The sequence below is a fragment of the Halomonas sp. Cn5-12 genome (genome assembly GCF_021532545.1).
In the GTDB taxonomy this organism is placed as follows: domain Bacteria; phylum Pseudomonadota; class Gammaproteobacteria; order Pseudomonadales; family Halomonadaceae; genus Vreelandella; species Vreelandella aquamarina.
Genome location: NZ_JAKGAY010000005.1, coordinates 22541 through 36103, shown reverse-complemented (window position 1 = coordinate 36103; position 13563 = coordinate 22541). Strand labels below are relative to the sequence as shown.

The 13563-nt window shown below is 57.8% G+C and carries 7 protein-coding genes; 6 read left to right on the top strand and 1 reads right to left on the bottom strand.

Annotated features, from left to right (window positions below):
• The first annotated feature begins 83 nt into the window (after nucleotides 1–83).
• Both L1249_RS04515 and lolA read left to right on the top strand, forming a co-directional pair.
• The gene (locus L1249_RS04515; RefSeq protein ID WP_228168482.1) at nucleotides 84–3311 is read left to right on the top strand and encodes a DNA translocase FtsK; all 3228 of its coding nucleotides are present in this window, start codon (nucleotides 84–86) and stop codon (nucleotides 3309–3311) included.
• Between the two features lie 148 nt (nucleotides 3312–3459).
• Nucleotides 3460–4116: an outer membrane lipoprotein chaperone LolA gene (gene lolA / locus L1249_RS04510; RefSeq protein ID WP_044627795.1), complete on the top strand. Its 657-nt coding sequence runs from the start codon at nucleotides 3460–3462 to the stop codon at nucleotides 4114–4116.
• 47 nt (nucleotides 4117–4163) lie between these two features.
• Here lolA and L1249_RS04505 read toward each other — a convergent pair whose 3' ends face one another.
• Nucleotides 4164–5489: a replication-associated recombination protein A gene (locus L1249_RS04505; RefSeq protein WP_062373644.1), complete on the bottom strand. Its 1326-nt coding sequence runs from the start codon at nucleotides 5487–5489 to the stop codon at nucleotides 4164–4166.
• Between the two features lie 238 nt (nucleotides 5490–5727).
• Here L1249_RS04505 and L1249_RS04500 point away from each other — a divergent pair, with 238 nt between their 5' ends.
• The 4 genes from L1249_RS04500 (at nucleotide 5728) to L1249_RS04485 (ending at nucleotide 13422) form a co-directional block, all read left to right on the top strand.
• The gene (locus L1249_RS04500; RefSeq protein ID WP_062373647.1) at nucleotides 5728–6273 is read left to right on the top strand and encodes a hemerythrin domain-containing protein; all 546 of its coding nucleotides are present in this window, start codon (nucleotides 5728–5730) and stop codon (nucleotides 6271–6273) included.
• A gap of 165 nt (nucleotides 6274–6438) precedes the next feature.
• A complete protein-coding gene (murI, locus tag L1249_RS04495; RefSeq protein WP_058576912.1) occupies nucleotides 6439–7236 on the top strand; it encodes a glutamate racemase in 798 nt (265 codons plus the stop codon).
• Between the two features lie 57 nt (nucleotides 7237–7293).
• Nucleotides 7294–8421 (top strand): tRNA (uridine(54)-C5)-methyltransferase TrmA, encoded by a 1128-nt coding sequence (gene trmA, locus L1249_RS04490; RefSeq protein WP_058576911.1) that lies wholly within the window; start codon nucleotides 7294–7296, stop codon nucleotides 8419–8421.
• Between the two features lie 177 nt (nucleotides 8422–8598).
• Nucleotides 8599–13422, top strand: a complete 4824-nt coding sequence (locus L1249_RS04485; RefSeq protein ID WP_062373650.1) for an NAD-glutamate dehydrogenase — start codon at nucleotides 8599–8601, stop codon at nucleotides 13420–13422.
• Nucleotides 13423–13563 lie beyond the last annotated feature (141 nt).

Here is a 13563-nt window from a genome sequence, read left to right as displayed (position 1 = left end):
CGCTGTGACGGCGGAAGGATGCTCGGTATGATGCAAACTCGCAAGTGGATTAAAGACACCGTGTGGTGTAAAGGGAGAATCGCTTGAAAGTAAATAAGGCGGTAGACAAGCGAACGCAGCGACAGTCGCGTCAGTCACCATCTAGTTCTAATTCATCGACGCGGGTGAATGCCGCAAAGGATAAGGCGCGCCGGTTTGGCTTGCGCCTGCAAGGATCCGCCCGTGAAGGGGTGGTGGTTGTGATGCTGGCGCTCTGCGTCTTTTTGCTATTGGCGCTGTTTAGCTACCATCCAGCCGACCCCGGCTGGTCGTACCAAGGGCCTGAAACCGATGTGCGTAACTGGATGGGCCCGGTTGGTGCATGGCTGGCCGACGTGCTCTATTCACTGCTCGGGGCCAGTGCCCTGTGGTGGCCGGGAATGTTTGGTTACGCCGCTTGGTGGCTGATGCGCTCACGCCAGGTGCGTTTCGAGCTGGATCCGGTGGCCATTGCCGTGCGCGCAGGCGGTTTGGTGTTGCTAATGTTCGGTACGACCATGCTGGGCGCACTGCACTTTTATCATCCAGATAGCATTCTGCCCTATGCCTCAGGCGGTATTTTAGGCGAAGGGCTCGTCGGTACGCTGAAACCGTTGGTGAGTAGCGGCGGTGTGGGCTTGATTGCCGCCGCGCTAATTCTGATTGGCTTCCCGTTATTCAGCGGCATGTCGTGGTTACAGGTGGCCGATGAAGTTGGACGCAAGCTGTGCCGTATCGGCGGATGGTTTAGCGCTCGCCGTGCTAAAGGTCGCGAAAAGCGTGCTGAGCGCGCTGCCGTGCGTGCGGCTGCTAAAGCGGCGTCTAAAAAAGTGAAGCAGCGCTCCTGGGCAGAGCCTAGCGATACCAGTACGGACGCTGTAGATGAGAAAGAAGAGACGCCAGCCGTCAATGCTGCACCTCGCGCCAGTGAATCGCCTGCGCCGCAGGAGCGCCCTGCCGTTAGTGAGCGTTCACCATCAAGTCGTCGCGAGCGGCGTGAGCCAAGCTTCTCAGCACCTGTAGAAGAGACGCAAGAAGAGACATCTACTACGGATACCTCCATTCCTTGGGAGGCAGCCACTGTACTGAGCGAACGCCATGGAGCGAAGCCGCAAAGCACCTCAGAGCCTCGGACGGCCGCGCCAGAAGCGACTCCGCCAGCGCCTGCCAAGACGCAGGAGCCAGAAGCGCCCAGTGAACCACTAATGTCGTTATCCGCTAAAGAACCGGAGCCAACGCAACAGCCTGAGTCTGCAGTTGAAAAAGTTCCAGCGCCTAAGCCTGAAACACCTGCGCCAACTGAAACACCCGAGCCGATGCCTAGCCATGAATTGGGTAGCAATACACCGCTGCGGGTTGAAGATGAGCAGGAGCGTGAGCTCTATGCAGCTTCTGTACCGCTGCGTGCAACGCGCGATGAGCGGGAACCGGAAGCTACTGAGCCATCAGCATCCACCGCGTTTACGAGCCGCCCAGAGCCGGAGTCAGAGCACCCCGAACCAGTAACGCTGCGCAGTGAAGATAGCCAGCCAGCCTACCAAGCCCCCTCCATAGCGGCTGAACCGCGCCGAGAGCGAGTGCCGGAAGTAGTGCCAGAGCCAGTGTGGGGTGACGAAGATGACGATGAGTTATCCGTCAGGCCTGTCGCATCTGCTACTGCCAGCTCGCGCCATGAGCCAACCTTCTCTACCGAGCAAGTTGAGGAGGAAGCGGATAACGGCCCCACGCTGTGGACGGTGGAGCATCTGCAGAACCAGCGCCCAGCGTTTGAAACGCTGCCCGAGCCTGAAGGCGATGTGCCCAGTTTGCAGCTGTTAACGCCCCCAGAGCCGCATCAGCCTAACTATACCGATGAGCAGCTGGCGGACATGGCCGAGCTTCTCGAAGTGCGGCTGCGGGAGTACGGCGTCAAAGCTGAAGTGGTGGATACTTGGCCGGGCCCGGTGATTACGCGCTTTGAGATTAAGCCGGCCGCTGGGGTGAAAGTTTCTAAGATCAGCAATTTGGCGAAAGACCTTGCCCGCTCGCTGATGGTGAAAAGCGTTCGCGTAGTAGAGGTCATTCCCGGTCGGCCAACGGTGGGGATCGAAATTCCTAACCCGCACCGCGCGATGATTCGCCTGCGTGAAGTGATCGACTCTGACCGCTATCAGCAGGAGAGCTCACCGCTAACGATGGCGCTGGGCCAAGATATTGGCGGTGGGCCGGTGGTCGCGAACCTAGGCAAAATGCCCCACCTGCTGGTGGCCGGTACGACCGGTTCGGGTAAATCGGTGGGGGTCAACGCGATGCTGATCTCCATGCTGCTCAAGGCTAAACCCGATGAGCTCAAGCTGATCATGGTCGACCCCAAGATGCTGGAGCTATCGGTGTATGACGGTATTCCGCACCTGCTGGCGCCGGTGGTCACCGATATGAAAGAGGCGGCCAACAGCCTGCGCTGGTGCGTGGCGGAAATGGAGCGTCGCTATAAGCTGATGGCGGCGATGGGCGTACGTAATATTGCCGGCTTTAACGCCCGCCTAGACGAAGCCGAGCGTGCCGGCGCCCAGGTGGCCGACCCATTATGGGAGCCGCAGCCCTGGGAGATGCACCAAACGCCGCCGGTGCTGGAGAAGCTGCCCTACATCGTGGTGGTCATCGATGAGTTTGCCGATATGTTTATGATCGTCGGCAAAAAAGTCGAAGAGCTGATCGCACGTCTGGCACAAAAAGCGCGGGCTGCCGGTATTCACCTGATTCTTGCCACCCAGCGTCCATCGGTGGATGTGGTGACTGGTTTGATCAAGGCGAACATTCCTTCGCGAATGGCCTTCCAGGTCTCCTCGCGAATCGATTCGCGTACCATTCTGGATCAAGGAGGGGCAGAGAGCCTGCTGGGACACGGGGATATGCTCTACCTGCCCGCCGGTTCCGGGCCGCCTAATCGGGTTCACGGTGCCTTCGTGGACGACGATGAAGTCCATCGAGTGGTCGATGATTGGAAGCGTCGCGGCGAGCCTGAGTACATTGAGGAGATTCTTTCCGGCGGTGTTTCTGCGGATGCACTAACTGGGCTTGAAGCGGAAGGGATTGATGGCGACGATGCCGAGCAGGATGCGCTTTACGATGAAGCGGTGCAGTTTGTGACCGAGACCCGTAAGGCCTCGATTTCTGCCGTGCAGCGGCGATTTAAAATTGGCTATAACCGAGCGGCACGCTTAGTTGAAGCCATGGAGGGCGCAGGCGTTGTCTCCTCTATGGGCACCAACGGTGCTCGCGAAGTGCTGGCACCGCCGCCGGTTGGTCACTAAGCGTGGCCTCACCAATCATGCAATAAGCGTGAAAGTCGCGCCGCAGGCGAAACCCTGCGGCGCTTTTTACGTCTGAGAGGCATACGGAACGTCTTATCGCTCCTTGCCTCGTCCGCTATTCGGCAATGAATGCCTAGGGAGAAAGAACATGCGCGAACCCTCTAACCGTCGCTCACCTGCGTTGGTGCTTGCCGCCAGTGCGCTCGGGTTAACCTTTGCTGCACCGATGACAGCGTGGGCCAATGAGGCCGCAGAGCGGCTTACCGAGCGCCTGGATCCTCTGGAAAACTACCACGCGACTTTTGAACAGCAGATTCTGGATGGTGGCGGTGAGCGTCTTCAGAGTGCCCGTGGGGAAATGTGGTTATCGCGCCCGGGTATGCTGCGTTGGGAAGTTGAAGCTCCGTACTCGCAAACCGTGGTCTCTGATGGTGAAGATGTCTACCTTTACGATCCAGATCTTGAGCAAGTGACCGTGCAAGCGATGGATGACCGTGTTACCCACACGCCCGCGCTATTGCTGTCAGGTAGCGCCGATGAGCTAACCGCCAGCTACGATGTGTTTTACGAGCAGCAGGACGGCGATGACGTGTTTACGCTGATTCCTACGCTGGCAGACACGCTATTTGAAGAGCTGAGCATGGTCTTTGAAGGTCAGATCCTGACCGAGCTGTGGATGATGGACAGCACTGGCCAGCGCACCGCCATCACCTTCAGCGACATTACTCGCAATGGCAGCATTGATCGTGGTCTATTTGATTTCCAGATTCCTGAAGGCACCGACGTTATCCGCGAAGAGCTTTAAATCTCTGGCGGTTACTTCACCGTGTTAACGCAGTTTATCAGGCACTTTTAGGGTGCCTGATCTGCTTCCTGATCCCGCTGCTCCCGCCACGCCATGATTTCCCCAAACCGCTTCTCCTGGCCAAACGGACTCGGCTCGTAAAAGCGTGTTTTCGGCACGCCTTCCGGCCAACAGTCGTGAGTGCTGCCCGCTGGATAGCCATCCGCTTCGTTATGAGCATATCGGTAGCCCTCGCCATGGCCTAGCTGCTCCATCAGTTTGGTAGGTGCGTTGCGTAGGTAGGTGGGTACTTCCACCTGGGGCTGCTGCTGGACAAACTGCTGGGCGCTTTTCCAGGCCCGGTCAATGCGGTTACTTTTAGGTGCCACTGCCAGATGAATCGCTGCATGGGCAATCGCCCGTTGGCCCTCATAATCGCCCAGGCGCAAATAGGCATCCCAGGCGGCGATGACGAGCGGCAGGGCGCGCGGGTCGGCATTGCCTACGTCTTCCGAGGCAATGGCGGTTAAGCGCCGCACGATATCCAATGGGTCGCCGCCGCCCTGGATAAAGCGCGCCATGTACAAAAGTGCGGCATCAGGGCGCGACGATCGGATCGATTTATGGATGGCGGATAGCAGGTCATAGTAAGCATCGCCTTGCTTATCAAACGCGCTGGACTGATGGCCGACTACATCCGCCAGTACCGCTTTGCGTAGCACCTCGCGACCATCTTGCTGTTCGGTAAAATCACAAGCCGTTTCCAGTAGCCCTAAGGCTCTCCGGGCATCCCCCGCGCTAGCATGGGCGAGGGCTTCCAGTACGCCAGGCTCTATGTCAATTGGTCGCTTGCCCAGGCCGCGCTGGTCATGTGCCAATGCTTGCTGCATCACCTGAATAAGCTCTTGCTGGGTTAGTGGCTTTAGCACATAAACACGCGCGCGTGAGAGCAGCGCTGAGTTCACCTCGAAGGAGGGATTTTCAGTGGTGGCGCCAATCAGCGTTAACAGGCCGGACTCCACATGAGGCAGCAGGGCGTCCTGTTGGCTCTTGTTCAAACGGTGAATCTCATCTAAAAAGAGAAGCGTGGGCGAGGAGCGCTGGCGAGCGCGCTCTACCACCGCACGAATCTCTTTTACGCCAGCCATCACCGCACTTAGGTGCTCAAGATGCGCTTCAGACGCACGTGCTAACAGCTCTGCCAGGGTGGTCTTGCCTACGCCCGGTGGCCCCCACAAGATCATAGAGCGCACTACGCCCGACTCCGCCATGCGGCGCAGCGGTTTGTCCGGCCCCACAAGCGCCTGCTGGCCAATGTAGTCATCAAGCGTCAAAGGGCGCATGCGAAAGGCAAGCGGAGCGTCTTCACCTGGAGTGGCTTCAAAAAGATCCATATAAACTTCCGTTGTAAATCGAGGCGTTGAACAATTAACGCTTAATAAGTGTCTGTGGTAAATAGGGTAACGTCAGACTACCTTGTGGCATAACAATAAGAAGCGCCCGCCAGCGTTCGTAATCTTAGAGGCGCAAGGCAGGGATTAACGCTAGTGTAGTAGAACCCAGCTCATGATCGCGTGCCTAATGCTCCGTAGGGAGAGCGGCAGGCATGACACTTACGAAGGAGACGGCACGATGTTAAACCAACTGCGTCTAGATCATGCCAACATGGCGCGAATGCTCCATGTGCTGCAGCTAAAGCATAAAACCTTGGCCAACGGCGAGCGGCCCGACTTTCAACTGATGCGTGAGGTGGTCGATTACATTTTGTCCTACATGGACGGTTTTGCTACGCCCCTTGAGCGCATCTGCGTTGAACGGCTCAAAACCCAGGCTCCAGAGCACCTCCCGCTGATGGAGCAAATGACTAACGACTATCGCGAGCTAAAGCCGCGCTTAATGCGTCTGTCCCAAGATATCGATATGATCCTGATGGATAACATCCTGCCCATGGATCGCTTTGCCGAAGATCTCAAAGCGTACCTGGAAGCCCACCGCGGCTATCTGCGTCACGAGCGCGAGGGGCTTTTCCCACTGATCGATAAGCACTTCAGCGAAGAGGATATGGAGGAGCTACGTCAGGCCCTGCCCGAAGGGGCCGAAAAAGAGCTGGAGCGTCTGCAACTCGCCTACCCAGAGCTTTACGCTGAACTATGCGGTGCGGAAGTTCCAGCACTGTAACTCCTGTCAAATGTGAATCCTTCAGAGCCGAACGGGGCGTGTTAAACTGGCGCCCCGTTTTTATTGGGCGGCTGAAAAGTTGAGTCATTGCGTGGTGGCCGTTGCCAGTAGCGCCACTATTAATGGGGTGGGTTTCTACATAGCGGACTGTGCAGGTGAAGGGTGATGTCAGGGCCTATACTGATTTTTGATTCCGGCGTGGGCGGGCTTTCCGTTGCCCGTGCGCTGCGCCAGCACTATCCATCGGCTGCCCTGTGCTACGCCTGCGACAACGCTTGGCTACCTTACGGCCTGCGCGACGATGCGACCCTCGCTAAGCGGATTGTGATGGTTTGCCAGGCGGCAGTCCAAGCGTGCCAAGCCAGCGTGCTGGTGGTTGCCTGTAATACTGCCAGCACCCTTGCCCTAGAAGGGCTGCGCCAAACGCTCTCAATTCCTGTCATTGGTACCGTGCCCGCGATTAAACCGGCAGCGCTGATGAGCACATCGCGCCATATTGGCTTGTTGGCGACGACGGCTACGGTGAATCGCCCCTATACCCAGGGGCTAATCGACAGCTTTGCCAGTGACTGCGTGGTGACCAAAATAGCGGCAGATGCCCTGGTTACCGAAGCTGAAGCGTGGCTAGCCGGAACGCCGCTCAACGCACCGCGCATTCAGCAAGCGCTAGCGCCGCTATGGCAAGCCACCCTAGAGAGCCCCGCGCTAGATACTGTCGTGCTTGGCTGCACCCACTTTCCGTTGCTGCAACCACTATTAGTCACGCTGGCACCAGCGCCTATCACATGGGTAGACTCCGGTGATGCCATTGCCCGCCGGGTGGGGCAAGTGGCCACTACCCTAGTGAGCAGTGCACACGATGGCCGTTGCTTCACCACGGCGCCTGCTCAGGCGCTTACCGATGGCTTCGCCCGCTACGGCTTTCATGAACCACGGCCGCTCGTACTGCACGGCGCCCGCTAGGCGGCGGTGAATAAACGTCTTTTTTCCTATTTTAATATTGAGTGATGAGGAGCCACCTTGGCGATCCCTACAGTAGATCCAGCACGCTACGACGAACAGCTGGCTGAGAAGCAAGCCTATGTGGAAAGCACCTTTGCCGCGTTCGATACGCCTGCCCTGGAGGTGTACCCTTCGCCACCCAGCCATTATCGCCAGCGTTGCGAGTTTCGCATTTGGCATGAAGAGGACGATCTCTTTTACGCTATGTTCGAGGTCGACCCGGAAAACCCCAAAAACAAACGAGTGGTTCGGTTAGATCAGTTTCCGGTGGCCAGCGCCCATATCAATGAGCTAATGCCTAAGCTGCGCGACGCCTTTCTCGCCAGCGACGAGTTGCGCCGTCGTCTATTCCAGGTGGAGTTTTTAACCACGCTCTCGGGGCAAGCGCTGGTCACGTTGATCTACCATCGCCCGCTGGGCGATGCCTGGGAAGCCGAAGCCCGTGCTCTGGAAAAAGCCCTAGATATCATGATCATAGGCCGTTCGCGTAAGCAGCGTCTGGTACTGACCCAGGATCACGTATGGGAGCGGCTCACGGTGGATGGCCGCACGCTGCACTACCAGCAGGTAGAAAATAGCTTTACCCAGCCCAACGCGCATATTTGCCAAACCATGCTGAGCTGGGCTAAAGAAGCCACGCAAGGCCGCCAAACAGAAGATCTGGTGGAGCTGTATTGCGGCAACGGCAACTTCACCATTGCGCTGGCTGAGAACTTCCGCCGCGTGCTGGCCACCGAGATTTCGCGCACCTCTGTCGCTAGCGCCAACGTCAACCTTGAAGCCAATGGCGTGACCAATGCCCACGTGGCCCGCATGTCGGCGGAAGAGTTTGCACTGGCACTGAAAGGGGAAAAAGAGGGCCGCCGCGTGGCCGAGATGGCGCTGGACGAGTATGACTTTTCAACCGTGTTAGTCGACCCGCCCAGGGCCGGGCTAGATGAGCAAAGCTGCCAACAAATCAGCGAATACGCTCAAATCGTCTATATTTCATGCAACCCGGCCACGCTTGCCGAAAACTTAACGCTACTGACTAAGACCCACGATATTGAGCGTTTTGCGCTATTTGACCAGTTCCCGTTTACCCACCACTGTGAGTGTGGTGTGTTGCTGACCCGTCGGCAGCCACAAGTGGACTCACAAAGCTGATACGCTGAACTTGTCAATAGTGCTTATGATGCACAAGCGGCATACTCCATGAATAACCTGTCAGATGGTTAGGGTGGCGATCCTGGGTAGCGTAAGCTAACAGGTAGAGTGGCCTAAAGGCCTATTGTCCTTCGTTTTTTTGGCCTATGTAGTGGCCCCAGGCAGTCGAGGTGATGGATGCATTACGTTGCGATTGAAGAGAGTCGGCAGGATCTTTTAAAGCAGCTAAAAGAGCGATTGGAAGCGCGACTGGAGCCAGCAAGGGCGGCCGCCATCGAAGCCTTTGCACGCCACTTTTACGCCACGGTACCGGTGGAAGACCTGGTAGACCGTCGGTTGGATGACCTTTACGGCGCGACGCTCTCCATCTGGCAGTTTTTACAGCACCATGACCCGCAAAGCCCCAAAGTGCGTATTTTTAACCCGGACTTTGAAGAGCATGGTTGGCAGTCGACCCACACCTTTGTGGCGGTGCTCCATGAAGACATGCCGTTTTTGGTCGACTCCGTGCGCATCGAACTCAACCGTCGCGGCCTAACGGTACACGCCATTCAAAACGCCGTGTTCGCCGTGGCCCGTGATAGCCAGCATCAGCTGAAGGCGCTCACCTCTCCCAAAGATGAGAATGCACCGGACGCCCGTGAATCGCTGATTGTGATCGAAGTCGATCGCCACACCGACGCTGAGTTCCTGGCAAAAATTGAGCGCAATCTGCATGAAGTGCTGCGCGATGTGCGTACCGCCGTGAGCGATTTTGATGCCATGTGCGGTCAGATTACTTCCGCCATTCAAGAGCTGGAAAAGAACTGCCCACCGCAAATTGACCCGGATGACCACGAAGAAGCCATTGCCTTCCTAGAGTGGCTGTTGAAGGATAACTTCACCTTCCTTGGCTATGACGAGTACCTGCTGGACGGTAACGAGCTGCAGCGCGATCCTAACAGCGTGCTGGGCGTATTCCGCCTAGATCAGCCGCGCTACCGTGAGCGTATCCGTACCGAAGAGGGCATCGGCGAGCACGACGACTACGTGCTGGTGCCGCAACTGCTCTCGTTCGCCAAAAGCGCGCACCACTCCCGCGTGCATCGCCCCACTTATCCAGACTACATCACCGTCGACCGCTACGACGATGACGGCAATGTGATCGGCGAGCGTCGTTTCTTTGGCTTGTTCACCGCCACGGTATACAACGAGTCGCCGCGCAATATTCCGTTGCTGCGCCGCAAGCTCAAGGCCGTGATGGATATCGCTGGCTTCAATCCCCAGGGCCACAACGGCAAGCAGCTGCTGCAGGTGTTGGAAGTCTACCCCCGCGATGATCTGTTCCAGATCAGCACGGAATCCCTGGCCAGCACCGCGTTGGGTATTCTCAATATTCGTGAGCGCCGCCAGGTGCGCCTGTTTATCCGCGCCGATGTTAGCGGTAAGTTCTACTCTTGCCTGGTGTTTGTACCACGGGACGTGTTCTCTACCGACCTGCGCCAGCGCATTCAGGGCATGCTGTGTGATGAGTTGGATGCCCACTTTGGCGACTTCAATACCTACTTATCCGAGTCGGTGCTGGCGCGTATCCAGCTTATTCTACGTTTTAACGGCGACGCCCCCAGCCAGTACGACCTGAAGCGTTTGGAGAGCAAAGTCGCCCGCTTGGCGCGCAGCTGGCGCGACGAGCTGCAGGAAGCCATGGTCGAAGGTTTTGGTGAAGAGCGTGCTAACCATCTGATCGATCAGTTCCACGATGCGTTCTCCGCTAGTTACCGGGAAGACTTCAATGCCCGCACGGCGGTATTTGACGTTCACCACCTGTTAACCTTGGATAGTGGCCATGACCTGTCGCTATCGCTCTACCGCCCGCTGGAAGAGCAGGCGGGCGGCATGAACCTGAAACTGTTCCACCGCGAATCGCAAATTCCGCTCTCTGATGTGTTGCCGATGATGGAAAATCTCGGCCTGCGCGTGATTGGCGAGCGCCCCTACGATATCAATGCGCCGCAGCAGCGCTATTGGATTCACGACTTTGAGCTGGAGCATAGCCGCGAAGGCGTCAACCTGAGCGAAATGCGCGACACCTTCAGCGAAGCGTTCAAGCGCATTTGGGCAGGCGAGGCCGATAATGACGCCTTTAACCGTCTGATTATCAGTGCTGGCCTGGACTGGCGTGAAGTGGCTATGTTGCGCGGCTATGCCCGCTATTTGAAACAGATCCGCTTCGGCATGTCCCAGGACTACATCGCTGCAACGCTGGCCAACTATCCGGCCATCACCCAAACCCTGGTTGAGCTGTTCCGCTTACGTTTCGACCCGGCCCAACAGCCCAGTAACCTAGACGACTGCTTAGCACGCCTTAACGAGCACCTGGAAGGCGTTGCCAGCCTCAATGACGACCAGCTGCTGCGCCGTTTCATGGAGCTGATCCAGGCCACGCTGCGCACCAACTATTACCAGAAAACTGGCGATGGCCGCTTCAAGGATTACATTGCCTACAAGCTTGAACCGTCGAAAGTAACGGGTATGCCCAAGCCGCGTCCGGCCTACGAGATTTTCGTCTGCTCGCCGCGTGTCGAAGGCGTTCACCTGCGCGGTGGCAAAGTGGCGCGTGGCGGCCTGCGCTGGTCGGACCGTCTTGAAGATTTCCGTACCGAAGTGCTGGGCCTCGTTAAAGCGCAGCAGGTGAAAAACGCGGTAATCGTGCCCGTTGGTGCGAAAGGCGGCTTTGTGTGCAAACGCATGCCGGAAAACGCCGACCGCGAAACCCAGCAGAAAGAAGGCATCGCGTGCTACCAAATCTTCATTCGCGCGCTGCTGGATGTCACCGATAATCTCGTGGGTGGCGAGGTGGTACCGCCGCAAAACGTGGTGCGTCACGATGAAGATGACACCTACTTAGTGGTTGCCGCAGATAAAGGCACCGCTACTTTCTCGGACATCGCCAACGCAATTTCCATTGAGTATGGCCACTGGCTGGGGGATGCGTTCGCCTCTGGTGGCGCCAATGGCTACGACCACAAGAAAATGGGGATCACCGCACGGGGCGCCTGGGAGTCGGTCAAGCGCCACTTCCGCAACCTGGGCGTCAATACCCAGCAGGACCTGTTTACCGTGGTGGGTATCGGTGACATGGCCGGGGACGTGTTCGGTAACGGTATGCTCCTTTCCGATAAGATCCAATTGGTGGGCGCCTTCAACCACCTGCACATCTTCGTCGACCCGAACCCGGATGCCGCAGCGGCCTTTGCCGAGCGCAAGCGCCTGTTCAATCTGCCGCGCTCCAGCTGGGAAGATTACAGCAGCGAACTGATCTCCCAGGGGGGTGGGGTGTTCAGCCGCAGCGCCAAGTCGATCACCATCACGCCGGAAATGCAGCAGGTGTTTGGTATCGAAGAAACGCGCTTGTCTCCTAACGATCTGATTCGCGCCATGCTCAAGGCGAAGGTGGATCTGATTTGGAACGGCGGTATCGGCACCTATGTGAAAAGCTCAGAAGAGACCGATGCGGACGTGGGTGATAAAGCCAACGACGCGCTGCGCATCAACGGTAAAGAGCTGAACTGCCGTGTGGTCGGCGAGGGCGGTAACCTGGGCCTGACCCAGCGTGGCCGGATGGAAGCTGCCGCCAACGGCGTGCGAGTCTACACCGACTTTATCGACAACGCGGGCGGCGTGAACTGCTCCGACCACGAGGTCAATATCAAAATCTTGATCGATGAAGTGGTCAAGCGTGGCGATATGACCGATAAGCAGCGTAACCAGCTGCTGGCCGATATGACCGAAGAAGTCGCCGATCTGGTGATTCTGGATAACTACCGCCAGACCCAGGCGCTGGATCTGTCGGAAATTCTCTCCCATCAGGGTATGGGGCCGTATCGTCGCTTTATCAGCGAGCTGGAGTCCGCCGGTCAAATAGACCGCGAGCTTGAATTCCTGCCTGCCGATGACGTTCTGAAAGAGCGTGCCAGCAACAACCAGGGCATGCGCCTGCCGGAGCTGTCGGTACTAATCTCCTACGCCAAGAGCACCCTGAAGGGCGACTTGATCAACTCTGACGTGCCGGACGATCTCTATATTCACCGTCATCTGGAGCGCTTGTTCCCCGCCGTGCTCACCGAACGCTATCAAGCCGAGATGTACGACCACCGCCTGAAGCGGGAAATCGTGGCAACGCAGGTGGCTAACGACCTCGTTGATCACATGGGCATTGTGTTCGTACGCCGCTTGATGGATTCGACCGGTGCTGGCCGAGCCGACATTGCCCGCGCCTACGTCGTCGCCCGGGATGCCTTCAACCTGACCGATTTGTGGGCACAGATTGAAGCACTGGATAACCAAGTGCCCAGCTGTGTGCAGTACTCCATGATGCTGGACCTGATGCGCATGATTCGCCGTGCAACACGCTGGTTCCTGCGTCAGCACCTGGGGCTTTCGACCCAGGACACCATTGAGTACTTCGGTCCGCGCTTAGCGCAGCTGCAGGAGAGCATTGGCGAGTTGCTGAGCGGTGAAGAGCAGGCCGCATGGCGCAAGCGCTGCGACGAGCTGCAAGCCGCTGGTGTGCCAGAAGCATTGGCTGCTACCGTGGCAGCGGCACCGAGCCTCTACGCTGGCCTGGGCATTATTCAAGCGGCCCGCATCACCAACGAGAAACCCCAGCGGGTAGCCGAGGTGTTCTATGAAATCGGCAGCCGCCTGGAGCTACCCTGGATGATTCAGCAGGTCACGCACCTTGAAGTGCGCGACTCCTGGCAGGCTCAGGCGCGGGAAACCTTCCGCGATGATATCGACCGCCAGCAGCTAGCGCTGACGACAAGCGTCTTGAAGCTGGAGGCGGGCAGCCGCGACACCCAGGAGCGGGTGGCCCAGTGGTTGGAGCAGCACGCCGAGCTACACCGCCGCTGGTGCCGCTTGATCGACGAAGTGCGTGGCGGAAGCGAAGGCGGATTCGCGCTGTTTGCCGTCGCGGTTCGTGAGTTGGTGGATTTAGCGGAGAGCGATAGCAAAGCATAAGCCCTTACGGGTTCTATGAGAAAAGCTACGTTCTAACGAAAAGCCGCGCTCTGGGAGACCAGGACGCGGCTTTTTTCATTCTGCGAAGAGGGGGCGATGTGCGTTATACTGCGCCCGCCCCGCACTTCGCCCACCGCTCAG